The 25,456-nt window shown below is 41.7% G+C and carries 15 protein-coding genes; 13 read left to right on the plus strand and 2 right to left on the minus strand.

The window, feature by feature from the left end; all coding sequences use genetic code 11:
* Positions 1–182: 182 nt before the first annotated feature.
* Positions 183–758 (minus strand): RNA polymerase sigma-70 factor, encoded by a 576-nt coding sequence (locus AB3G73_RS23315; protein ID WP_148364388.1) that lies wholly within the window; start codon positions 756–758, stop codon positions 183–185.
* 134 nt (positions 759–892) lie between these two features.
* Here AB3G73_RS23315 and AB3G73_RS23320 point away from each other — a divergent pair, with 134 nt between their 5' ends.
* From AB3G73_RS23320 to AB3G73_RS23380, 13 genes are all read left to right on the plus strand, one after another.
* On the plus strand, positions 893–1,915 hold the full coding sequence (locus AB3G73_RS23320) for a FecR family protein (RefSeq protein ID WP_217721599.1): 1,023 nt from the start codon (positions 893–895) through the stop codon (positions 1,913–1,915).
* Between the two features lie 169 nt (positions 1,916–2,084).
* Positions 2,085–5,474 carry a TonB-dependent receptor gene (locus AB3G73_RS23325; protein WP_309569299.1) on the plus strand — a complete coding sequence of 1,130 codons (3,390 nt, stop codon included), beginning with the start codon at positions 2,085–2,087 and terminating at the stop codon, positions 5,472–5,474.
* Between the two features lie 12 nt (positions 5,475–5,486).
* Positions 5,487–7,001, plus strand: a complete 1,515-nt coding sequence (locus AB3G73_RS23330) for a RagB/SusD family nutrient uptake outer membrane protein (RefSeq protein WP_148364391.1) — start codon at positions 5,487–5,489, stop codon at positions 6,999–7,001.
* 15 nt (positions 7,002–7,016) lie between these two features.
* Entirely contained in the window at positions 7,017–8,327 is a 1,311-nt protein-coding gene (locus AB3G73_RS23335; RefSeq protein WP_367745690.1) for a SusE domain-containing protein, read from the plus strand.
* 28 nt (positions 8,328–8,355) lie between these two features.
* Complete coding sequence (locus tag AB3G73_RS23340; protein WP_367745691.1) at positions 8,356–9,921, plus strand: DUF4874 domain-containing protein; 1,566 nt, start codon at positions 8,356–8,358, stop codon at positions 9,919–9,921.
* A gap of 88 nt (positions 9,922–10,009) precedes the next feature.
* Positions 10,010–12,337: a beta-galactosidase gene (locus AB3G73_RS23345; protein WP_367745727.1), complete on the plus strand. Its 2,328-nt coding sequence runs from the start codon at positions 10,010–10,012 to the stop codon at positions 12,335–12,337.
* Between the two features lie 67 nt (positions 12,338–12,404).
* Complete coding sequence (locus AB3G73_RS23350; RefSeq protein WP_367745692.1) at positions 12,405–14,540, plus strand: alpha-N-acetylglucosaminidase; 2,136 nt, start codon at positions 12,405–12,407, stop codon at positions 14,538–14,540.
* A 168-nt stretch (positions 14,541–14,708) separates the two neighbouring features.
* Positions 14,709–15,272, plus strand: a complete 564-nt coding sequence (locus AB3G73_RS23355; RefSeq protein ID WP_120080037.1) for an RNA polymerase sigma-70 factor — start codon at positions 14,709–14,711, stop codon at positions 15,270–15,272.
* Positions 15,273–15,386: 114 nt separating this feature from the next.
* Complete coding sequence (locus tag AB3G73_RS23360) at positions 15,387–16,421, plus strand: FecR family protein (RefSeq protein WP_217721604.1); 1,035 nt, start codon at positions 15,387–15,389, stop codon at positions 16,419–16,421.
* A gap of 112 nt (positions 16,422–16,533) precedes the next feature.
* Entirely contained in the window at positions 16,534–19,749 is a 3,216-nt protein-coding gene (locus AB3G73_RS23365) for a SusC/RagA family TonB-linked outer membrane protein (protein ID WP_217721605.1), read from the plus strand.
* A 31-nt stretch (positions 19,750–19,780) separates the two neighbouring features.
* Positions 19,781–21,532 (plus strand): RagB/SusD family nutrient uptake outer membrane protein, encoded by a 1,752-nt coding sequence (locus AB3G73_RS23370; protein WP_217721606.1) that lies wholly within the window; start codon positions 19,781–19,783, stop codon positions 21,530–21,532.
* A gap of 22 nt (positions 21,533–21,554) precedes the next feature.
* Positions 21,555–22,823, plus strand: coding sequence for a hypothetical protein (locus tag AB3G73_RS23375; RefSeq protein ID WP_217721607.1), 1,269 nt, complete (start codon positions 21,555–21,557; stop codon positions 22,821–22,823).
* Positions 22,823–24,835 carry a DUF5689 domain-containing protein gene (locus AB3G73_RS23380; RefSeq protein ID WP_217721608.1) on the plus strand — a complete coding sequence of 671 codons (2,013 nt, stop codon included), beginning with the start codon at positions 22,823–22,825 and terminating at the stop codon, positions 24,833–24,835. The genes AB3G73_RS23375 and AB3G73_RS23380 overlap by 1 nt, the downstream gene beginning before the upstream one ends.
* A 135-nt stretch (positions 24,836–24,970) precedes the next feature.
* Here AB3G73_RS23380 and AB3G73_RS23385 read toward each other — a convergent pair whose 3' ends face one another.
* A complete protein-coding gene (locus AB3G73_RS23385) occupies positions 24,971–25,417 on the minus strand; it encodes a hypothetical protein (protein ID WP_217721609.1) in 447 nt (148 codons plus the stop codon).
* Between the last annotated feature and the right edge of the window lie 39 nt (positions 25,418–25,456).

Genomic DNA, 25,456 nt, shown 5'->3' on the forward strand with positions numbered 1-25,456 from the left:
TGCATTTATATAACCGGAACTTGCAGTTATATAAATGAAGCTTGCAATTATAGTTTTCTCTCGGTCAAAAAGAAGTTTGTCAGCAGGGGAATGTAAGTTTACCTCTAATGCAACAGAAGTTATCTATCAGTACTTTAGTAAATAGATAGTAATAGATAAGAAAATAGATGGCTGGCTTATTTTTAAGGAAATAGAATCGGTAGCAATAACGGCAGATAATCCTTTAAATCTACACGTAGTTGCTTTAGTGCCTGTTGAATGCGGTAATCTACAGTTTTGGGAGATACTCCCAAAATCTCAGCTATTTCTTTATAACTCATATCCCGGAACCGATGCATCACAAAAGCTTCCCGGTAACTTTCCGGCAATGTGGCAATGGCATTTTTGATACGTTGTGTCAACTCTTCGACTTGATAAAGATCCGTATCTTGTAGCATCTCCTGCATCTCTTCATAAAATCGAGTGTCGGCACGTTGGGTGGCATCAATATGTGCAAGCTTGTTCAGAGCTTTGCGGTATATCATTTTAAAGAGGTATGAACTAAGCGAGGTTTCGATAATCAGATTTTCTCTATTTTCCCAAATCCATAAAAGAGAATCCTGCACAATTTCTTCCGCATCTTCCAGATCGACGAAGCGATGGCCGTAGGCGCACAGTGCCGGATAATATCTCCGAAACAGTGCGTCAAATGCCTTTTGGTCTCCCTGTTGTATGGCAGATAATAGGAAATTGTTGTCTGACAGGTGAATTTCTTTCATGCATTAGTTCGATATTTCACTGCAAATATAGCTTTTTTATAAGAAAACAAAGATTTTCTGAAAAAAAATGAGATTTGGTTTAGGAATCTCTAAAGTCTCCCTTGTCTTATAGTAAAAGGCAATAAAATACGAATATGGATAAGACTGATAAAAATACAATAGAAGAATTGCTTCCCCGTTATTGTGAGGGACTGGCAACGGAAGAAGAGCGTCTGCAAGTTGAGACGTGGATGGATGAGTCGGAAGAAAACCGGCGGATGGCCAAACAGATACATGCTCTCTATCTTGCCACAGATACCGTTCACATCATGACGAAAGTCGACACAGAGAAAGCATTGACAAAGGTGAAAAGTAGAATGACAGGTAACAGACAAAGGAAAACGACATGGTGGGAATGGGCGCAACATGCGGCAGCAGTGCTGTTCATTCCACTTCTCGTTACTCTGATGGTACAACATTGGGGAGGAAGCGAACAGGAATTGGCACAAATGATGGAAGTGAAGACAAATCCCGGAATGATGACTTCTCTGACATTGCCCGATGGCACATTGGTTTTCCTGAATTCCGAATCTACCTTAAGTTATCCCTCACGCTTCGATAGCGACACGAGAAATGTAACATTGCAGGGAGAAGCTTATTTTGAAGTAGCCAAGAATCCGGAAAAGAAATTTATAGTCTCTACTTCCCACCAGTCACAGATCGAGGTATTGGGAACTCATTTTAATGTAGAGGCTTATGAAAAAGAAGACCGGATTGCAGCAACATTGGTTGAAGGAAAGATAGGTTTTATTTATTCATCTGACAATGGTTCGAAAAAAGTACTGATGGATCCCGGACAGAAATTGGTCTATGATACAAGAGACAGTAAAGTACAGCTTTATGCCACCTCCGGCGAGTCGGAAATAGCATGGAAAGAGGGAAAGATTATATTCAAGAATACTCCTCTCAAAGAGGGATTGCGAATGTTGGAGAAGCGGTATAACGTGGAATTCATTATTAAAAACGACCGTTTGAAAGGAGACTCATTTACAGGTACGTTTACTAATCAACGCTTGGAGCGTATTCTGGAATATTTCCAGCTTTCTTCTCAAATCCGTTGGCGTTATCTTGATTCGCCGGATATAAAAGATGAAAAGAGTAAAATTGAAATATATTGATTGATTAACCTTAAAAACAAAAATGCAATGAAAGACAGATCCCCTTAAACAAAAACATACGGGAGGATATTGGCGTATCTCCCCGTATGGAAATCGGTAAATCTTTTTGATGCCTGTTTGGCGACAAGCTTAGATAAACTTTTTATTAACTTTAAGTCATTACAAATTTATGCAAAATTATTTTAGCATCCAATTTTTGTGGGTGGTAAAGTCACTTTGGCTAACCTCAAAAAAAATCCCATTATCTATGAGACTATTGGTTTTGTTCTTTGTATGTTCTATCGGATTGAGCTATGCAGCCGATAGTTACGCTCAAAAGGCTTTAATCAGTATTGATGTACGTAATCAGCGAGTGGAGGACATTTTGAAAGAGATTGAAGCGCAGTCTGATTTCGATTTTTTCTTCAATAATAAGCATGTCGATTTGAATCGTCGCGTATCAGTTTCCGCTGATAAAAGCAACATTTTTAGTGTGTTGAAAGAAATCTTTTCCGGCACTAATGTAAAATATTCGGTACTGGACAAGAAGATAATATTATCCATCGAGGCACAGTCTCCGGAACAAGAAAAGAAAATAACCATATCCGGTACTATATCAGATGCACAGGGGGAACCGATTATCGGGGCCAGTGTGTTAGAAAAAGGAGTACAGGGTAACGGTACGATAACAGATATTGACGGGAATTTCAAACTCTCCGTTTCTTCATCGAAGGCACAGCTCGATATCTCCTATATCGGCTATCAGTCGCAGACGGTTGCCGTACAACCCGGAAAAAACATGAGAATCACTTTGCAGGAAGATTCCAAACAACTTGACGAAGTGGTAGTGGTGGGTTACGGTACACAGAGCAAGAAGACATTGACCGGTGCCGTTTCTATGGTAAACATGGGAGATGTGGAGATGAATACCGTACCGAATGTATCTCGTGCGTTGGCAGGTAAAGCAGCAGGATTCCGTGTGAACCAGGTTTCTGCGCAGCCGGGCGGTGAAGCGAAATTCCGTATTCGTGGAGAGGCGTCTACAGGTGCTGGTAATGAACCTTTATTTGTAATCGACGGCTTTCCGGTATCTTCTACTTCCAATTTAAGTTCGGGTAATGGTTTCTACGAATCGGGTAATATCGATAATGTACTGGAATCATTGAATCCGGATGACATTGAATCCATTTCTGTGTTGAAAGATGCTGCTTCTACGGCTATTTATGGTGCGCGTGCCGGACATGGAGTTGTTTTGATTACCACCAAACGCGGTAAGAGTCAGAAGCCCAGAGTGACTTATTCCGGTATGGGATCGGTGCAGGTAGCCCGTTCCAACTATAAGATGCTTGATACCCGTATGTATATGGATATGTATAATAAACAGATGTATGAAGAGTGGTTAAAGTTGAACGGAATGGGTATCTATGAAGGATATGTTGAAAAGCAGGACACTCCGCCTACTCAATATAAACCCACTTTCAATAATGATGAAATATTGACAGCTAGCGGTACCGATTGGTTGGATGCGGTGATGCGCAATGGATATACGCAACAGCACAATCTTTCTGTGAATGGTGGTACGGAGAAAACCCGTTATCTGGCTTCTGTCAACTATATGAATCAGGAGGGTATTGTCAAGAATAATGGTGTCAGCCGTTTTTCTGCCCGTTTGAATCTGGATCAGGAATTGAGTGAATATGTTTCTTTCGGACTGACTGCTACTTACTCACAGAATAAGTATGATAATGTTCCGCTGGGAGACAATGCCAATGAATATTCCGGTGTATTGACCGGTGCTATCCAGTCCAATCCTACTATTCCTATCTATGATTCTGAAGGAAATTATTATATTGATCCGAAACGTCCTTTTGTTGCAAATCCGGTGTCTCTGTTGGATATAAAGGATAACACTGTAAAAGACCGGATCATAGGCTCTGCATTCGTATCCGTGAAACCTTTGAAAGAATTGGAAGTGAAGTTGCAGTTAGGCGTCGACCGTAGTTTCCAGAAACGTTCCAGCTATTTGCCTAAAACAACTTTGCAGGGAAAGACCAAAAACGGAAGAGCGGATATTTCGCAGGAAACAAGTACTACCTATCTGATGGAGCTGACAGCACAATATTCCAAGAGTTTTGGCGATCATAACGTGAAAGCTATTGGTGGTTATTCATTCCAGAAATTTAAGAATGATGGATTGAGTGCCGGAAATGAAGACTTTCTTGTAGATGGTTTCGGATATAATAGTTTGGGTTCAGGAAATTACAAGAAACCTTCTGTAGGTTCATGGGCTTCTATTAACAGTATTGCTTCTCTGTTTGCCCGTGCCAATTACTCGTATAAAGGCAGATATTTACTGGAAGCTACAGTTCGTGCTGATGCTGCTTCCAATTTTGCCCCGGAAAATCGTTGGGGGTATTTCCCGTCCATATCAGCCGGTTGGATGATCAGTGAAGAAAAGTTCATGAAGGGAGCTTCAAACTGGTTGTCTATGTTGAAGTTAAGAACTTCTTACGGACAGACAGGTAACTCTAATGTCGGTTATCGCATTTACGACTATTATGAAGTGGGAAGAAGTGCTATTATCGGAGGTGCAGAATCAACAGGAGTATATGCTTCGGATTTGGGTAACAGGAGCCTGACTTGGGAAACGACCACGGAATTTAATGTAGGTGTGGATCTAGGCATACTCAACAACCGGTTTAAGTTGACAGCCGAATACTTCAAACGTAAGATTACAGACTTGTTGGTGACAAATAAACCATTGCCTTTTTATAATGAGATAAATAAAATAGCGGGTAATATAGGATCAACACAAAGTCAGGGTGTGGAAATCACAGTGAATACGGTGAATATCGTTACTAAAGATTTTGAATGGGATACGACATTAACCTTGTCACATTACAATGACCGTTGGCTGACACGTGACCCGAACTGGAAACCCAAACCTTATGAAAAAGAAAATGATCCGATTCGTGCATGGTGGGAATATGAAGCGCTTGGTATCCTGCAACCGGGAGAAAAAGTTCCGGACGCTCAAAAAGACTTGGTTCCGGGTATGATGAAACTGAAAGACCGCGATGGAAACGGAGTATTGGGAGATGAGGATAAAGTATATATGGGTAATGGTGACCCCAAAATAATCTACGGTCTGAACAACTCGTTCAGATATAAGAACTTTGACTTGAATATCTATTTCTATGGAGAAGCCGGCAGAAAGAGAGGAGCCAGTTATTATGAGGGCTGGACACGTATGGACAATGGTATCAATGTTTCTACTTATGCCCTGAAAGCTTTCAATAGCAATAACCTGACAGCCACTGATCCGACATTCGTCAGAGGTGGAAGCGGATGGGGTGACTATTATGTGAAATCTATCTATTATGTTCGTTGTGGAAGCATTACATTGGGATATAAAGTGCCTGTCAGCCAGAAGATTGCCAAGAATCTTCGTGTATATGTAGACGTGAACAATCCGTTTGTGATTACTAACTGGACAGGTCTGGACCCGGAAACGGACAACGGGACCTATGCATATCCGAATGTAACCTCGTATAATTTTGGTGTATCAATATCTTTCTAATAAGTGATGAATATGAAAAAGACAATTTATACTGCAATAGCAACTCTCTTGTTCCTCATTTCGTCTTGTACGCTGGAGCAGGAAGTATATAATAAAATTAATCCGGGAATGTTTCCCCAAAATGCTGAAGACGTAAATGCTTTGGTCAATTCGAGTGCTTATTATGTGTTCTCTCCGTGGGGGATCTTTGAAGTAGCGGCAGGCTATGTGACGACTTCGGAAATGGTAACCGATTATGTGGAAAACACTTGGGGATGGACTACCGTATACAATTCGTATGAAGCTAATGACTGGCATATCGACGGTGACTATCGTCGTGTGTATGACTATTCCCAGTATTTGGCTTCCATGACTTTGACAATGGATCGCATCAAGGACGTGAATATGGATGAAACCTTGAAAGCTCGCTATATGGCGGAATTGAAATGCGGACGTGGTTTCCTGGCTTTCCTGATGTATGATATGTACGGTCCGATACCTATTGCTGATCTGGAGACTTTGCAAAAACCGGAAGCGGAGATTGTTATTCCACGTTTGTCGGAAGAAGCCATGCGTGAATACATTGTTTCCAACTTGAAAGATGCAGCTAATGTGTTGCCTTATAAGTATGAAGATACAAATTACGGACGTTTCACCAAAGGATTGGCCAATACATTATTGCTGAAATTCTACATGATGACTAAGCAATGGGATGAGGCGGAGAAAATAGGACGTGAATTGACAAAACCGGAATATGGTTATAAATTGGTAGACGATTATAACTCTCTGTTCTCTTTATCTGGTGAAAAGAATTCGGAAGTCATATTCTCATGTGTGGCCGAGGCCGGTGTGATGGAACAGAAATGGTTCGCTCACGTACTGACTTCAGACTATCCTCTTCCAGCCGGAATGTCGGTAACTGCCTGGGGAGGGTATAAAATTTCCTGGCCTGCATACGAATCGTATGATCCAAAAGACAAGAGACGCGAAAGAATTATTGGTGAATATACAGGTACGGAGGGCGTACACCATAGCCGGGCGCTTGACCGTGACGGTGGTACGACAGGTATACTTTTCTACGGTGCAATTCCGGTGAAATATAAAATTGAGGGTGTAATAGGAGAGAAGTGCGAAATAGATATGCCCATCTATCGTTATGCGGATGTATTGACTTTACTTTCGGAAGCTATCGTTCGCAATGGAAACAGTATCACTCAAGAGGCGATTGGCCTGTTGAATCAGGTGCGGGTTACTCATGGTGGATTGAAAGCTTATCAACTGAGTGATTTCTCATCAGTAGAAGATTTTCTGGATAAACTGTTGGAAGAACGTGGACATGAATTCTATTTTGAAGGAGTGCGCCGTCAGGATTTGATCCGCCATGGAAAATTTATTGAAGCAGCACTTGCCAAAGCAAGATTTGCCGGACAACCGACAGGTAAAATAGAAACGAAAGTGGATGGACAATATAAATATGAGAAATTCCCGTTGCCTACTCATCTGATAACTGAAGGACAAGGCATTATAATTCAAAATCCCGGTTACTAAAAAATAGATAGCATTATGAAACATTTATTATATAGTCTATTAGGAATATTGTTGCTTGCCGGATGTAAGGAAGACAAGTACAATGTGATCATTCCGATGTCGGATATTTACTTGAGCACACCTCAAGATGGAGCGATCATTGATTTGAATGATTTATCGATTGAGAAATATAGTTTCTCTTGGGAGAAGCCTCTGGAAAATGGAGCAAAGCTGCTTATTTGTGCTGACAGGAAATTCAAAGAACCGGTGATAATTGATGCAGGAAAATCGACTTCTGTTACGATATCTGCATTGACTGCCGATCAGAGTTTTTCTCAATTGGGAATTAAAGCGGGACAGGAAGCAATACTGTATTGGACGGTCAAAGAAACAGGTAATATAACCGCAGCAGCTTCGGAAGCACGCACCATTCGGGTGAAACGTATGACTAGCAAATTAGTGCAGCCGGAAGATTTGACTAAGATTTCCTTGGCTGAAAATGCCCCGGAGACTGCTGTGCAATTTGAATGGAATACCCAGGAATGGCCTGAATCCACCTCGTACTCGCTTTGTTTCTCACTGGATCCCGAAATGATACAGACGGTTGCCGAACAGAGTGTGGGAGTTGTGAATGGTAAAGCATCATTGACTCATGAAGAACTTCAGGCACTGCTCGATAAACTTTCCATCAAACGTTGGACTTCCAATTCTGTGTATTGGAATGTGAAGACTGATGATGGGCAATGGGTATCGCGTTCTTCCGGAGTATTGAATATGACAGAAATGATGCGCTTCGTCGATGTTCGTGGAGATGAAAAGATTACTTACCGTGTTGTTCGTATATTTTATAGTGATAAAACGTCATTGGTTTGGTTGGCGGATAATCTGCGTGCGACTAAATATGCTGATGGTACAGATATTGAAGCGAATAATTTCAAAAATACACCTGCATCGCTCGGAGAAGGTAGAGTGAAAGCCTATGGAGTGCATTATCATTACGATATTCGTGATAAGATAGCACCTAAGGGATGGCATTTGCCGACCATACAGGAATATAAGAATTTGTTTGCGGAAGCCGGAACTGCCGAAGGTCAATGGAATGTATTGAAAGATCCTGAATATTATGAATCAGTAAAAGGGCAGGCGCATTTGAACGACTGGAAATTCAATTTGTGTGCTTCCGGTCAATGGAGCGGTGATGCAATCACTAATCATACCGGACCGTATTCTTATCTGTTGGTCACTGATGATATGTCTCATCAATGTATTCTTCATGATGGAGGGGCAACATTGTGGAGTCCTTGGACAACCGGTGCTCCTGCACGTTTTATCTACAATGAAAATTAATCGGGTGAAAATTAAAAGTATATCAATCATGTTAATCAATATAAAGAAAACTATGACCATATTATCTACCTTATTATTAGGTATTATGTGTAGCTTTTGTTCTGATACAATAGATGTATATGCGGGACAATATGGAGAAGAAGACGGAACGAGTGAACCGGAAACTCCGGAGGTAACAGGAAATATTGTACCGATCGAGTCGCTTAGGAATCCCGATAGGGGATTCCACTTGGAATGTAATTTGCTTGCCGACCAAATGAAAAGTCCATATAATGATTATGAGGTTTATGGCAATGATTTGTATACGAAGAAAGTAGAGCAATTTGATGCAAAGGACGACAACCTGACTCTTGTACAGCAATATATCTACTTAACTAACTGGGTGAGTAAAGACCTGGATGCTGAAGCTCTGTCGAATATCCGCAAGATATTCGAGTTGATGAAAGCGCAGGGGTATAAAGCCATTCTTCGTTTTGCATACAATCACGCCGGGCTGAATACTTCCGGTGGCGAATCCAAACAATGGATTCTCCGGCACATCGAGCAACTTACTCCTCTGTTGAATGAATACATTGGACAAATTGCTACCATGCAGGTTGGTTTTATCGGTGCTTGGGGAGAGTGGCATACTTCTCCGTTGATGAATGACCAGAGTGCGAAGAATGCAATCGTCAGTGCTTTATTGAGAGCCTTGCCTGCACCTTATTGTGTAGAAATGCGTTATCCGAATCATAAGAAAGCGTTGACACTGGAACAGGAAGGATCTCGTGGACGCATCGGATATGCGAATGATTATTTTACAGCTGGCGAACATCCGCTTGCACCGGGCAATGACTTTGTTCCTAATACGGATGATTACAAGCAGATAACGGAAGAGGTGAAAGTGAACAATTTCTATATGAGTGGTGAGATCCCTTATAATGAGGATACAGAATGGGGATTGGCAGAGTTGATTAGTCCGATAAAATCACTGCGTATTTTGCGCGAACACCGTTACTCGGCATTTGATGTGACGCAAAACTATGATTTGAATATCATGAGTTGGAAACGGGTAAAGGTAAATCCCGCTTTATTAAATGATAATCACATTCTGTTCGATGAAAGTTATTTTAAAGATGAGGAGGGCAATGACGTTGTCCGTTCATTCTATGATTTTGTCCGCGACCATTTGGGCTATCGTCTGAATCTCCAAAGTGAATCGAAAGTAGAAGCAAAAGGTGGAAATCTGGAATATGATCTGACGATTACGAATACCGGTTTTGCTACGGTGATTAATCCGAAAGAGGTATATCTCGTACTGGTTTCCGAAAGCGGTCAGGTAGTGAAAGAATTTAAACTGGATGTGGATCCTAAGACTTGGATTCCGTCTACTGATCAGGAACCGAATCAGGCTGCGAAATACACTATCAAAGGAAGTGTGGAAGCCGGTGTGAGCGGGACTTATAAAGTAGGAATCTGGATGCCGGAAAAAGTAGCCGATTGGAAATACAATTCGGTATATGCCATTAAGTTTGCTCAAACAGAAAATGTGACTCATTGGTATGATGATGCAAAAAAATACGCTGTAAACCTGTTCGGAACAGTTACATTCTAAAAATAAATTGATGAATACTTCCGACCGTATGGAATGGATTTCATGTTGCGGTCGGAGTATTCGGAATTCACATCTTATTTGAATGAAGATGAACAAAAATCATAAAACCGTACTTGTTATACTTAACATCATAGTATCATTTCTAATTTCATCCTGTTCCTCCCCCAAGGAACAGGTTAGAATAGGAAATGGTACTTTTACTATCGAGGGAAAGGATATCCAGTTGATTTGTGGAGAAATGCACTATCCCCGCATTCCGCACGAGTATTGGCGTGACCGCTTGAAGAGAGCGCGTGCGATGGGTCTGAATACGGTGTCTGCCTACGTCTTCTGGAACTTCCATGAACGTCAGCCGGGAGAATTTGACTTTAGCGGACAGGCTGATATTGCAGAATTTATCCGTACGGCACAGGAAGAGGGACTGTATGTGATTCTTCGTCCCGGTCCGTATGTATGTGCAGAATGGGATTTCGGAGGTTACCCGTCGTGGCTGCTGAAAGAAAAGGATCTGACTTATCGTAGTAAAGATCCGCGTTTCCTGTCCTATTGTGAACGATATATCAAAGAACTAGGCAAACAACTGTCTCCTTTGACCATCAATAATGGAGGTAATATTATTATGGTGCAGGTGGAGAATGAATATGGATCGTATGCTGCGGATAAAGAGTATCTTGCCGCTATCCGCGATATGATTAAAGAAGCAGGATTCAATGTTCCGCTATTTACCTGTGACGGTGGTGGACAGGTGGAAGCCGGACATGTTGAGGGTGCATTGCCTACATTGAACGGAGTGTTTGGTGAAGATATATTCAAAGTGGTAGATAAGTACCAAAAGGGCGGTCCCTATTTTGTAGCGGAGTTTTATCCGGCCTGGTTTGATGAGTGGGGCAGACGGCATTCCTCTGTTGCTTATGAACGTCCTGCCGAACAGCTGGACTGGATGTTGAGCCACGGTGTTTCTGTCAGCATGTATATGTTCCACGGTGGTACAAACTTTGAGTATACCAATGGAGCCAATACCGGAGGCGGTTATCAGCCCCAGCCCACAAGCTATGATTATGACGCTCCCTTGGGTGAATGGGGAAATTGTTATCCCAAATATCATGCATTCAGGGAAGTGATTCAGAAATACCTGCCTGCGGGAACAGTACTGCCGGAAGTTCCGGCAGATAATCCGATTACCACTTTTGCAACAGTCGAATTAAAGGAAAGTGCTCCATTAAGGACTGCATTTCATCAGACTACCCAGTCGGAAAATGTGCTGTCGATGGAAGACTTGGGGGTTGATTTCGGATATATTCATTATCAGGCAACACTCCCCAAAGCGGGAAGACAGAAACTTGTCATACAGGATTTGCGTGACTATGCTGTGATCCTCATTGATGGTAAGCAGGTAGCCAGTCTGGATCGTCGTTACAATCAGAACAGTGTGACCTTGAATGTGCCGAAGACACCTGCCACACTGGAGATTCTGGTAGAAAATACCGGACGCGTCAACTACGGCCCCGATATACTGTTTAACCGGAAAGGTATCACCAGCCAAGTTTTGTGGGGAAATGAAAAGTTGACCGGATGGTCTATTACTCCATTGCCTCTGTATAAAGAAAAAGTTTCGGAAATGGAGTTTGGCGAAACCATCAAAGGCGTTCCCGCTTTCCATAAAGGAACGTTTACAGTAGAGAAGAAAGGTGACTGCTTTGTGGATATGAGTCAATGGGGCAAAGGTGCTGTCTGGGTAAATGGCAAATCTCTGGGACGTTTCTGGAATATCGGCCCTCAACAAACACTCTATCTGCCCGCTCCATGGCTGAAAGAGGGAGAAAACGAAATTGTAGTGTTTGAAATGGAAGATACGGGTAAGCGTGTTTTGCAAGGATTGAATCAACCCATTCTGGATAGTCTAGGTATTGATAAGAATTATCAGAAGGGCCAGCGTCGTGCAGTGGCAGGCACTCCGATTCTGGAAGACGGTGATCTTGCATTAAAAACTACTTTGCAGGAGACTAATGAGTGGCAGTCATTCGATTTACCGGTTGCGACTACTCTCCGCCACTTCTGTATAGAGACTCTGTCTTCCTACACAGAGGATAATCAGGCCTGCATTTCGGAAGTGGAACTGATAGATGATAAGGGACAACCGATTGACAAAACTAAATGGGAAGTCGTTTATGTAAGCAGCGAACAAGCTGATAAGAACTTGGGAATAGCGGAAAACCTGTTTGATGGAGATATCTCTTCTTTTTGGCATACGGATGCGGCTATGGAACCTAATCATCCTCACCGGGTTATTATAGATCTGAAAGAAATTTATAAGGTTTCGGCTTTTCGCGTGAAAGTTCGTAAAGGTTCATTCTTGTCAGGAAAGGTGAAAGATATAAATGTATATGGCCGTCCACAATTCTTCTTATTTCATTGAATAAAACGTAGTAAATAGATAAAATACGACTCTTAATTATTATATTTGATAAATTGTAAATAAAGCTATGTATACACGTCTTTTATTCATTCTATTATTGGGGGCTACATGGATATGTAGCTGCCAAACCGAACAGTCGCCTGTCAATGCATTGGCAGATCGTGTGACGGAGGGTACTTCGAAAGATCGTATTCTTTTTCGGATGATTGCTGATGAAAACAATCCGTTAAGAGATTATTTTGAAATATCTTCTGAAGAGGGTAAAGTGCTGATAACCGGAAACTCTGATTTGTCTCTGGCTACGGGGTTGAACTGGTATCTGAAATATGTAGCCGGTATTCATCTTTCCTGGAATAATCTTTCGCAGAAGTTACCGGAAATACTACCGCTTCCACAGGAAAAGATACGTAAGGAAACATCCATGCAGGACAGATATTATCTGAACTATTGTACCTATTCTTATTCCATGGCTTTCTGGGATTGGGAGCGTTGGGAAAAAGAAATAGACTGGATGGCAATGCATGGCATCAATATGCCTTTGAGCATCACCGGAATGGAGGTGGTCTGGTACAATTTGCTGAAACGTTTGGGATACACAACAGAAGAAGTCAATGAATTTATTTCCGGCCCGGCCTTTATGGCTTGGTGGCAAATGAATAATCTCGAGGGTTGGGGCGGACCGAACCCCGATAGCTGGTATCAGCAACAAGAAGCGCTTCAGAAGAAGATCGTAGCCCGCATGCGGGAGTTGGGTATTGAACCCGTATTCCCCGGATATGCTGGAATGGTTCCCCGTAACATTGGTGAAAAGCTGGGTTATCAGATCGCTGATCCCGGTAAATGGTGCGGTTTCCCCCGTCCGGCTTTCCTTTCTACGGAAGATGAACATTTCGATTCTTTTGCCGCTATGTATTATGAGGAATTGGAGAGACTTTATGGAAAAGCCAACTATTACAGTATGGACCCATTCCATGAGGGAGGCAACACGGAAGGAGTCGACTTGGCGAAAACGGGTGCTTCCATTATGGCAGCCATGAAGAAAGCCAATCCGAAGGCTGTTTGGATCATTCAGGCTTGGCAGGCGAATCCTCGGGAAGAAATGATTGCTTCTCTTAATCAGGGAGATTTGCTCGTTTTAGATTTGTATAGCGAGAAACGTCCCCAATGGGGAGATCCGGACTCCATGTGGTATCGGGAAAAAGGCTTTGGCAAACACGACTGGCTCTATTGTATGTTGCTGAATTTTGGAGGTAATGTCGGCTTGCACGGCCGGATGAATCAGTTGGTGAACGGTTATTATGATGCTTGTGCACACACTAACGGGAAAACGTTGCATGGAGTAGGAGCAACCCCGGAGGGCATAGAGAATAATCCGGTGATGTTCGAACTACTTTACGAACTTCCTTGGCGTGAAGAACGCTTTTCTTCCGATGAATGGTTGCAGACTTACTTGAAAGCTCGTTATGGCAGAGAAGTTTCACCGGAAATAATGGAGGCTTGGCGTGCATTGGAACACACCGTTTACAATGCTCCGAAAGATTATCAGGGTGAAGGAACCATTGAGTCTTTGTTATGTGCCCGTCCGGGTTTCCATCTGGATAGAACTTCCACTTGGGGATATTCCAAACTATTTTATGCTCCGGATTCTACAGCAAAGGCAGCCCTGCTATTTACTTCCGTTGCCGACCAGTATAAAGGAAACAATAATTTTGAATATGACTTGGTAGACATCGTACGTCAGAGTAATGCCGATAAAGGAAATGTGTTACTTGAAGAAATATCACATAGCTATGACCGAAAGGACAAAGAGAATTTCCGCAGACAAACACAGCAATTCCTGGACTTGATATTGGCACAGGATCATTTGTTATCTACCCGGAAAGAATTCTCCGTTTCCTCTTGGTTGAATGCAGCTCGTTCTTTGGGAACTACAGAAGAAGAAAAGCGATTGTACGAATGGAATGCTTCCGCATTAATCACAGTCTGGGGAGATAGCATTGCTGCCAATCAAGGCGGACTACATGATTATTCGCATCGGGAATGGAGCGGACTCTTGAAAGACTTGTATTATCAGCGTTGGAAAGCCTTCTTTGAGCAGAAACAGGCGGAGCTGGACGGGAAGCCTGCAGGACAGGAAATAAACTTCTATGGGATGGAGAAAGCCTGGGCAGAGAAGAGTAAGGCACAGACATTGAAGAACTAAATAAAAGTAAGTGATATATAAGTAATATGCACATAATATATAGCCGGGTATGAAACATTACCCGGCTATATTTGTCTTAGCCCCCTTTCATAAAGAGTTTCTAATTTCATTGCTAATAGGAAATTTCTTATATTTGCTGCAACTAATACTTAAACACAATAGTTGCAAATGGAATTTACAGAAGAGCAAATACTGTTGAGAGCTTTGTCACGAGGAGATGAGAAAGCTTTTGAGGTTTTGTTTATGCGTTATTTCCCGAGAGTGAAACGTTTTATATCCGGTTTACTTCAGGATGATATAACAGCAGAGGACTTTGCACAAGATATTCTCCTTAAACTATGGCAGAAGCGTGAGGAGATGGCAAAAATTGAAAATCTGAATGCCTACCTTTATCGGACTTCCCGGAATGCTGTGTACCAGCATTTACGACATATACTTTTGGTGAATGAATATGGAGAAAAGCAACAGGAGAATCTTTCCCGTCAGCAGAATGAGGATGCGGAAAACATTGAGGAAAATATGTTTGCCGAAGAATTACTGCTGTTGATACAGCATACGGTAGAGCAAATGCCCGCTCAACGAAAAAGAATTTATGAGATGAGCCGTAAAGAAGGCAAAAACAATGATGAGATAGCGCAACTGCTTGCAATAAACAAACGGACTGTAGAAAACCATCTCACACAAGCATTGGCTGATATCCGCAAGATGCTGAAACACTTTTATCTTTTCTAAATAAGACCACAAAACTCTTCTTTTATTCTCCTTTTTCAAAAAAGTAGAAAAAAATAGCTTTTAGACTGTGCGTGTATTCTATCTCGTGCATCTTATTAATAAACGAATAGAATAATGAAAAAGAAAAGCATATCAGAACTAATACATTTTTTTGTTCGCCATCCCCTGCAAAACTCTTTGCAGATGAAGTTTTGGTGTTGGCTGGTTTCTCCTGTTGATGCAGAAGATAAAGAAGAAGCTATACAGGAAGAGTGGACGAATATCATCGCTGAACCTGATGAGGCCACCCGGCGTTCATGGTATGAGGTTCGGCGTAAAGCGGGACTTGCAAATCCGATAATAAAACCGCGTTGGGAAATCAAACCGCTTCTTCGCGTTGCTTCTATGATATTAATCCCCTTATTTTCAGTGCTATTGTCGTGGTATTATATAAATGATTATACTGATTCTTGCAAATTGGTAGAATATATTGTTCCCATGGGTGAACGGGGAGAATTGATTTTGCCGGATGGGACAAAGGTACAGGTCAATTCAGAGAGCAGTATCATTTATCCGAAAAGCTTTCGAGGCGATACACGTACTGTTTATCTTTCCGGAGAGGCGAATTTTGATGTCCATAAGGATAAGAAACATCCGTTTATTGTCAAGACATCTTTGTTATCAGTTCGTGCTTTAGGTACGAAGTTTAATATACAGGCATATTCGGAAGACAGGAAAACGACTACAACTCTTGAAAATGGAAAAGTGCAAATCAATAACCTGCTGGCACCAGACAGCTGTTTTATTCTTACTCCCGGTGAACAACTTGAATACAATCACTTGACTAAGAATTATGAAAAACGAAAAATAGATGTGATGATGGCTTCCGGTTGGACACGTGGTGAATTGAATTTTGTCGATTGCCATCTGGAAGATATTCTGAACACATTGGGACGACATTATAATGTAGAAATAAAGGCAGAACCGCATTTATACACAAATGATTTATATACCATTAAGCTTAGAAAGGGTGAACCTCTTCAAGCGGCAATTCATATTGTAACAATGACTGTCGGAGGTATGGAAAGCAAGGTCACAGACAATAAGGTTGTGATACTGACAGCAGCTTCACCGGCGAATAAGAGTAAGAAAGGAGGTACCCATCCATAAAAAGGTTGGACAAAACTGATCCTTTTGTCCAACCCGAAATAAATACCGTTATCATTTAAAATTTTAGGAAATAGTGAACCTTAAATGTAGTATTCATTTAATATACAAAAGTATGAATTTTAATTCTTATTTTACTATAAAACATACAAGTAATTTGCGCATTTTATTGTTAACCTTATTCTTTATAGTCCCTTTGGGCACTATCTATGGGCAGAATCAGTTGATTACCATTGCCGGAAAAAACATAACTTTGTTGAAAGCTTTTGATGCTATTGAAAGTCAGACGCAATTAAGCATTACTTATAGTCGGACTAAAATAGATGTGAATCGGACGTTGAGTGTTGATTTTAAGAAACAAAAACTCTCTGTTGTTCTTGATAAGTTGCTCGCGGGAACGGGATTTACCTATAAGATAGAAAAAGGGTATATCGTTCTGGTTCCCGTACCGGTAAAACAAGAGCAAACGGAAGCAACTTCGAAAAAGATACAAGGAGTGATTGTAGATACGAATGGAGATCCGGTAATTGGTGCCAGTATCCAGGAGAAAGGAGTGGCTGGGAAAGGTGCAGTTTCTGATTTGGATGGAAAATTTAACCTGTCAGTTGCGTCAAATGCTGTATTACTGATTTCATATATCGGTTTTCAGTCTCTTGAAGTAAAGGTGGGAAATCGGACAAACTTGTCTTTGGTATTAAAAGAAGATCATCAGTTGCTGGATGAAGTAGTCGTTATCGGTTATGGAACAATGGAGAAACGTGCTGTGACCAGCTCCATTACTTCCATATCTTCAAAAGATTTAGTGACCGGATTGGGAGGCTCTACCATTGCGACTGCTCTGAAAGGAAAAATCTCCGGTATGAATGTTTCCGAAACTTCCAGTCCGAATGCCTCTGCTAGTTTCCAGCTTCGTGGGGTAGCTTCTATCAATGCTTCTTCTTCCCCTTTGATTGTGATAGACGGAATTCCCGGTGGTGATTTGCGTTCCATCAGTCAAGAAGATATTCAATCCATTGATGTTTTGAAGGATGCCTCTGCAGGTGCTATTTACGGAACAAGGGCGGCCGGTGGTGTCATTCTCGTGACTACCAAGAAAGCGAAAGAAGGTCCTGTCACATTATCATATACAGGAGAACTGTCCACCGAACAAGTTTCCAGAAGGCCACAGGTTCTGGATCGCGATGCTTTCGTGAGGTTCGGTGTGGGAACAGATCTGGGAGCGTCTACCGATTGGTACGGTGAACTTTTAAATGAGGGAGCACTTTCGCAGCGTCATGTTGTCACCCTTTCGGGAGGTGGACATACAGCCAGAATATATGCTACTATTATGGCACAGGATCAGAAAGGTATTGCGATAGGCGATAATCGTAAAGATTATTCGGGGCGTATCAATGCAAACTTTAATCTTCTCAATGACTTATTGGAAATAGGTTTACACACAGAATACCGTGAAGCACATCGGGATCAGCGGAGCAGTAGTTCTTGTTTCGATATGGCATTGAAGATGAATCCGACGGAACATGTTTATGATAGTACTAGTGAAACAGGCTATAATGTATTGGTTGGTGGCAGTGAATATTATAATCCATTAGCGGAAGTTATGCTCAAGCAGACGGATAATGTTGATAAATGGCTCAAGGCGGATGCTACGGTAAAGCTCAATTTGCCTGCCGGATTTTCGGCGCAAGCCACTCTCGGCTGGGAAGATCGCCAGTATCAGCAGACGCATTATGTATCCGCATTACACAGAACATCTTTGAATGGAAGTTATAAAGGAAAGGGATTTCACGGATATAGTAAAACAGTCAATGTTTCTTTTGAACCTACTATTAATTTCATGCGTGTTTTTGCAGAAGACCATACGGTCAGTGCGGTGGCCGGATATAGCTATTGGGAAAACAATTCTGAAAACTTTGATATGTCTAATTTCGATTTCCCTGTGGATGGAGTAGGAGCTTGGGACATGGGAACAGGTAGCTGGCTTTCTGATGGAAAAGCAGCTATGTCTTCCCACAAATATCCTCGTGAACGTCTTATCTCCTTCTTTGGCCGGGCGAATTATAGCTATAAAGACCGTTATATGGTTACAGGAAGCGTTCGTCATGAGGGATCTTCCAAATTTGGAAAGAATCATCGTTGGGGGACATTCTGGGCTGTATCAGGTGGATGGCGTATATCTAATGAAACCTTTCTGCGTGATGTCAGTTTTCTTGATGACCTCAAAGTACGTGTCGGTTATGGTGTGACGGGAAATAACAATTTCTCTGCAGGAGCATCCACAGCCATGTACTCCTCCAATTCAATGTGGCCTTATAACGGTACGTGGATCACTTCTTATGGACCGGCTCGTAATGTCAATAATGACTTGCACTGGGAAAAGAAAGCAGAGCTTAACATCGGTTTGGATTATGCGTTTCTGAATAACCGGCTTTTTGGAAAGTTCGATATATATAAAAGAAGAGTTTCCGGAATGTTATACAATATCAGTGTACCCAATCCTCCTGCCGTTTACGAGAAAACGACTATGAATTATGGTAATCTTGAGAATACCGGATGGGAGTTTGAGATTGGTGGAGTGCCTGTCAAAACCAAAGACTTTAACTGGACAACTACCATGCGTCTATCCCATTCTTCTTCCAAAATCACCTCTTTGTGGGGGAATAATACCTACCAGGATCGGGTAGGATTCCCGTCACCGGGAACGAACGGATCAGCCGGAAGAATTGAAGCAGGAACAAAGATCGGAAGCTATTATATTTGGAAATATGCCGGTATCACGGATAATGGAAGATGGCTTCTGTATGATAAGAACGACAATGTAATTCTTAGCGATAAGAAGACCTATGATGACAAGCGGTACATCGGTAATGCTATTCCTGCATTGATGGTATCGTGGGATCATACCTTCACTTACAAGAACCTCTCTTTAGGTATCAACCTGCGTAGCTGGATCGATTTCGACGTGTTTAATACCATAAATATGTACTATGGACTTTCTGAAGTAGCAGGCCAGAACGTTCTTCGCAATGCGTACATTGATAACCGCCACATCAAAGAAGTAAAGCAGCTTTGCGATTACTGGCTTGAGGATGGCACTTTCTTAAAGATAGACGCCATTAGTTTGGGATATTCTCTTAACATGAAAAAGTGGCAGAAATATATAGATAAGATTGATCTTTACCTGACCGTCCGGAATGTGGCATGTTTCACGAAATATTCAGGACTTAACCCGGAAGTAAATGTCAACGGACTGGACCCCGGTTATGAATGGTTTAATAATATTTATCCTGAAACTCGTAGATATACCGTTGGTATGAAAATCCAATTCTAATATTAAAGTACCTATAAACTAATAAAATGATATGAGACGAAATATTTTAATCATCATCTCCTTCCTCACCCTTCTGGTGTCATCCGGTTGTACAAATCTGGATGAGAAGTGGTATTCCGAAGTCACTCCGGACACTTATTTCACATCTAAGGAAACTGTCTACTCTTTCTTGGTACGCTCTTTCACACATTGGCGTTGGTTTCACGGATTCGACCGTGCCATTCTTCAGGAATGTACAACGGACGAGATGTGTGTCACACAAAAAGGAATACATTATAATGATGTCAGATATTCCCAACTGCAGCATCACGACTGGACACCTCTTCACCCCAACAACGAAGAAACCTGGCGTGGGGTAGGCATGGGAGTGGCAATGGCTTTAGCTTGTAAGGAAGACTTATCCGGTGTGGATTATGTATCACTGGGTATGACGGAAGAATTGAAAGCGGATCATCAGATGCAGCTTCAGACATTGGTTGCCTATTTTTATCTGCGGGGACTTGATTTCTATGGGGGTATGCCTATTTACCGGCGCTCTACTACCGAGGAGGTTCCACGTTCCACTGCACGCGAAACCTTTAATTATGTGGAAGAACTGCTGCTTGCCGCTATTCCCAAATTAGAGAAAAAAAGAGCAGATATGCTGGAAGAAGGCTATTTACGTCAAGGAACTGCCGCCGCCCTTCTTGCTCAATTATATTTTAATGCGGAAGTCTACATGGGAGAGAGCCGTTTTGCTGAATGTGCGCAGGTTTGCCAGGATTTATTAGATGGTAAATACGGTTATTACGAATTGGAGGAAGACTGGTTCGGTCCTTTCACTTTCGATAATAATAAATCTAAGGAAGTAATGTGGTCTGTTCAATCGCAATATGCAAAAGGTACTTTGTTTCAATGGCAGTTCGAACGCTATAATCATTATAATGCAAAGAACTATTTTGATCTAAGCGGCTATTCTTCTACTAACGGTATGCATCTTCAGCCGTCTCTTAAACCCAATGGCGATCCCTATACGGATAAGCTCGGGCGACCTTTTGCTAAGTTCAATAATAAAGATCTTCGTAAAAAATTGTACTTGTATAAAGGGAATGGAAAATACGAAGGAATGTTCCTTTATGGAAAATTACAGCGTACATCAAGAAGTGGCACAGAGGTGAAGTGCACGGGACTGTACGAATATCCGGGTGAGGTTCTTGAATTTGTCGATCAGGTGGCACAATTCAAGAAAGTGAAAGATGGAGAATATTCTTCAGTGAATGAACTTCCCTCCAATATAAGTACTGGGGAAGAGAATTCCGGAATACGTTTGTGTAAACTGCCGGTTCCCGATAATATCGACAAAACCATTGCTTTTAATCCAGATTATCCAGTTATTCGTTTTGCTGAAATCTATTATATGCTTGCTGAATGTAAATATAGAAGCGGCTATAAAAAGGAAGCAGCCAATCTTTTCAATGAAGTGCGTAAACGCAATTTCGAGAACAAAGCCGATCCTGATCCGGTGACCGAAACGAATATCGACAAGTACCGGATTCTTGATGAGTGGATGGTCGAGTTTCTGGGTGAACAGCGTCGTCGTACCGATCTTCGTCGTTGGGGGTTGTATACAACAGGTTCCTGGTGGGATCATAAACCTACTAACGACGATCATTATGAACTTTTTCCTATTCCGGAAAAGTCAATTTCTGTCAGCAATGTCTTGAAGCAAAATCCGGGATACGGAGGCGGCAATGAAATGACTAAAGAAGAAGCCGGTATATACAGTGTTAAACAAATTGATTAATAGAATATTAAAGAATAAAACAATGAATAGTAAGATATTATTTCTAGGGGCTGTTATGATGCTGCCTACATTCGCTAGTTGCCAACAGGAAAAGCCTTTTCCGGATGATGCTGTAGATAAAGTGTATGAATACCTTCCGGAGTGGCAGGCAGGTTATTTGGACATTCATCAGATTAGCACGGGAAGAGGGAATGCAGCCTATCTTATTTTCCCGGACGGGACTACCATGTTGCTGGACGCAGGCGATTTGGGAGTGCACACCGGTACCCAGGAGATCATGAAAGCAGTTCCTAATGACTCTAAACGGCCTGCTGAATGGATTGCCCAATATATAAAACATTTCTCATTGCCGTTGAAAAATAACGGTGCTATTGATTATGCCCTGCTCACTCACTTCGATACAGACCATATCGGACAGAATGGAAAACTGGCAATCGAAAAAGTAGGGCTGGACTACAAACTCACCGGAATAACTCATGTGGGTAATCTTCTGGATATTTCCACATTGATAGATCGTGGCTACCCTACCTATGATTATCCGACAGCGGCTAAAGTCACGGGTGCTCATATCTCAAACTATAAATTATATGTTGCTGCTCGTGACCGGGAAGGTAAAAAGAATGAAGGGTTTGTGACAGGAAGTAACACACAAATCAAACTATTGAAAGCTCCAGGTTCCTATCCTACATTCGAAGTTCGTAATATAGTGGGTAACGGTAAAATATGGACAGGCAGCGGAACGACTTCCAAAGAGCTTGTTCCATCTACCGCTTCTTCGAGTGAACAGTTGAACGAGAACCGTTGCAGTTGCGGAATACGTATCACATACGGTAATTTCGATTACTTCTCGGGCGGGGATATTCTTGGAGTGGAAAAAGCACCGGAATGGTTTGATATAGAAACACCTGTAGCTACATTACTGGGTGAAACAGATGTGGTAGTAGCCAATCATCATGCATACTCTGACGCTATGTGCGATACCTACATTTCCCAAGTGAAAGCCCAAGCCTACGTGATTCCCGTATGGGATTACTATCATCCTCAACCGGCCCCGCTAAGCCGGATGTTATCTCAAAGTCTTTATGCCGGTGAACGGTCTGTTTTTGCTGCCGGTCTGGTAGACAGCAACAGAAGTCGGTTGGGAGAGGACGGCTTGAAGATAAAACCTGCCGGACATGTTGTTACGCGTGTTTATCCGGGTGGAGAGAAGTTTCAGATCTTTGTATTAAATGATCGGAATGAAGCTTATGAGATACTATATAAAACAGGTGAGATTAAATCTAATAATTGATGAACATGAAAATTAAAGATTCAATAGCCTGGACAGCTTTTCTGGCTGTGATGGCAATCATAATGTTTCCGTCATGCTCTGACGAAAATGAAGCCGGCATATTGGAAATAACAAATAATGAGATTATTCTTCAGGCGGAAGGTGATCCGGTTCAGGTGGAGGTAAAGTCCAATACCGAGTGGCGCATTGATTTTGCAGAATCAACCTGGTTTTCTACGGATATACGTGGAGCCCAGTCATCAAGAACTTATTTCACTGTGACTTTTGATGAGAATATCAGTGATTCCGAACGTTTCTGTGATATTCGTGTATTTACGAAAGATGGTAAGACTGCGGATGTAATCAAGATAAAACAATTATCCCGTTATCCATTTATTGTTCCTGCCAGTGATAAGATGGAGCTGTTTACCAAAGGAGGTGAATATGAAATGGAGATCTCTACCAATGTGCCCGAAACGGATATCGTTATTACGCCAACGGTGGACTGGGTGCAGGAGTATCGGATAAGTGATGGAAAGCTTTATTTTAATACGGAAACAAATTCGCAATCACCCCGTACAGGAAGTATTGTGTTGAGTTATGACGATCAGTACCAGCGTAAGGTCACGACTACCATTAATCTCTCGCAAGCATATTCTGAATATGCGAATGCGGAACTTGTCAGTTATCCAACCGTACATGGTTATGCTGTCGGTGGAATTACTAACAATGTATATGTTGAAGGAACCATCGTAGCCAATGGCACTTCGAAGAACTTCCCGAGCAATCGCTATGTCATTCAGAATGAGGCAGGAGAGACAGTTGTGTTTGAGTCCGAATCTTTAATTACGTTTGCACAATTTGCCAAAGTGTCATTGTGTCTGAAAGATGGAATGATAAGAGAAGAATCAGAGGGTAGCTTTACTTATAGACTGATTAGCGGTATCACTGCTGCCCACGTAATCAGCTCGGAACTTTCTACCTTCACAATTCCTGAAAGAACGATTGCTGAACTTACGGATAATATGGTATTTAGTCTTGTGACCCTGAAAGATGTCGAGATTGCATCTCCGGTAGGTGCATTCACTAATTTCAAGACTACTGACCCGGGAGCTGCCGATCGTAAGATTAATAAAAACTATTGGGTAGAAAAGTTCCCTGCATATTACAGATACTATCCGACCTGTATAAGAGATAAAAACGGTTCTAATACATATATGCTTACTGCGTTTGAAGCTCCTTATGCTCACGAAACACTTCCTAAAGGTTCGGGAAGCATAACAGGAATGGTGGCGAAAGTGAAACTTACAAATTTCGACATCTCTGAAAGCCGGTTATGTATTCTTCCGCTTAACAGAGAAGATATTAACATCAGTGATATAAACGAGATCACTGATGTGCTTGTAGAATGGGATTGTAATGTACCCGATTGGAAAGAAATAGGCTCTTCTACTTTTACGGATTACCATCCTACGGGTGGCGAGGCATCGCAGGCGAATGCTCTTCTTAGCAAAGACGGAAATAAATATTTCCAGCAAACCTATGCAGACTACATTCTGGGATTCCAGGACGATTTCAGAGGAGATGTTAACCTTAACACGACCGACGGATACTATGGTCGTATGCGAGGCGGTGCTTTTAATAGCAAACCGTGGTCTACAAGTTCATATTTCTACGTAGACAAAATATCGACAGTAGGTATTTCTACATCCTTGTCTCTTCAGGTTGAAATGAATGCAAGTTGGGGAGGTGGCCCTGTTGCAGTGGTTGAATATGCTTATTCGATGAATGGTGAATGGATTAAAGTAGATAATTCTGAGTTTACCATTCTGGGACAGTTTGATAGAACGGCTGCAGGTGGACAGACGGAGAAGAATATTCCTGGTTATAAAGTCTATGACTTTAAGTTGCCGGATGCCTTATTGAACCGTGATAATATTTGCATCAGATTGCGACCGGTCAGACTCCCGGCAGGGGTATCCAGCTTCATGCCGCTTAGACTTGCTAATATCTCAATCAAATACAACAAATAATCAATAGGGAATATATATAAAATAATTGGAAGCAATAAAGGACATATCCTGATTGCTTCCGATTATCTTTTTATATGGATCTTGAAGATCTCTATTAAAAAAAGAACGGTATTTTATTTCTCCAACAATTCTTCTTTATTTTTCCAACAAATCCTTTAAGAAGTCATCCAACTCCTTATCCAACCCTTTCAGCAATTCATCATTTACCAGTATGGTGTCGTCATCAATCAACAACAATTCTGCTACGGTTTCTTTCTCTTCATCTACCAAGACGAAAGAATAAGGTTTTAGAATAGTCACTTTGTCGAAATCTCCGGCATCCTTCATTCTGCAAAGAATGTTGCGAAGAGAAGGTTCCACGTTTTCAAGGAAATCATCCCCTTCATAAGTAGCCCATTCTTCGATCATGATGTTTGCCAGTTCTTCATCATCATCGTTGTAAATATTAAGTTGTCCCGATGCCTGATCCGGTTGGAGATGGATATCGGTTACGACTGTTTGTTCACAGTTACATGCATATTTAGCGACTACCTTTTGGATAGCCGATTCGATAATAGATAATGATTGTTGGCTCAATTTCATGGGTTCCTTCTTTTTATAAGTTCAAAGGTATAAAAAAAA

It is taken from the genome of Bacteroides sp. L008 (assembly GCF_040812255.1).
Classification (GTDB): Bacteria; Bacteroidota; Bacteroidia; order Bacteroidales; family Bacteroidaceae; genus Bacteroides; species Bacteroides vicugnae.

Excerpts from the sequence above, each read along its gene's own strand:
- AB3G73_RS23355 (WP_120080037.1), top strand. The coding sequence starts at position 14,709 with ATGGAATTTACAGAAGAGCAAATACTGTTGAGAGCTTTGTCACGAGGA.
- AB3G73_RS23325 (WP_309569299.1), top strand. The coding sequence starts at position 2,085 with ATGCAAAATTATTTTAGCATCCAATTTTTGTGGGTGGTAAAGTCACTT.
- AB3G73_RS23335 (WP_367745690.1), top strand. The coding sequence starts at position 7,017 with ATGAAACATTTATTATATAGTCTATTAGGAATATTGTTGCTTGCCGGA.
- AB3G73_RS23320 (WP_217721599.1), top strand. The coding sequence starts at position 893 with ATGGATAAGACTGATAAAAATACAATAGAAGAATTGCTTCCCCGTTAT.
- AB3G73_RS23365 (WP_217721605.1), top strand. The coding sequence starts at position 16,534 with ATGAATTTTAATTCTTATTTTACTATAAAACATACAAGTAATTTGCGC.
- AB3G73_RS23345 (WP_367745727.1), top strand. The coding sequence starts at position 10,010 with ATGAACAAAAATCATAAAACCGTACTTGTTATACTTAACATCATAGTA.
- AB3G73_RS23330 (WP_148364391.1), top strand. The coding sequence starts at position 5,487 with ATGAAAAAGACAATTTATACTGCAATAGCAACTCTCTTGTTCCTCATT.
- AB3G73_RS23370 (WP_217721606.1), top strand. The coding sequence starts at position 19,781 with ATGAGACGAAATATTTTAATCATCATCTCCTTCCTCACCCTTCTGGTG.
- AB3G73_RS23360 (WP_217721604.1), top strand. The coding sequence starts at position 15,387 with ATGAAAAAGAAAAGCATATCAGAACTAATACATTTTTTTGTTCGCCAT.
- AB3G73_RS23375 (WP_217721607.1), top strand. The coding sequence starts at position 21,555 with ATGAATAGTAAGATATTATTTCTAGGGGCTGTTATGATGCTGCCTACA.
- AB3G73_RS23385 (WP_217721609.1), bottom strand. The coding sequence starts at position 25,417 with ATGAAATTGAGCCAACAATCATTATCTATTATCGAATCGGCTATCCAA.
- AB3G73_RS23380 (WP_217721608.1), top strand. The coding sequence starts at position 22,823 with ATGAACATGAAAATTAAAGATTCAATAGCCTGGACAGCTTTTCTGGCT.
- AB3G73_RS23315 (WP_148364388.1), bottom strand. The coding sequence starts at position 758 with ATGAAAGAAATTCACCTGTCAGACAACAATTTCCTATTATCTGCCATA.
- AB3G73_RS23350 (WP_367745692.1), top strand. The coding sequence starts at position 12,405 with ATGTATACACGTCTTTTATTCATTCTATTATTGGGGGCTACATGGATA.
- AB3G73_RS23340 (WP_367745691.1), top strand. The coding sequence starts at position 8,356 with ATGTTAATCAATATAAAGAAAACTATGACCATATTATCTACCTTATTA.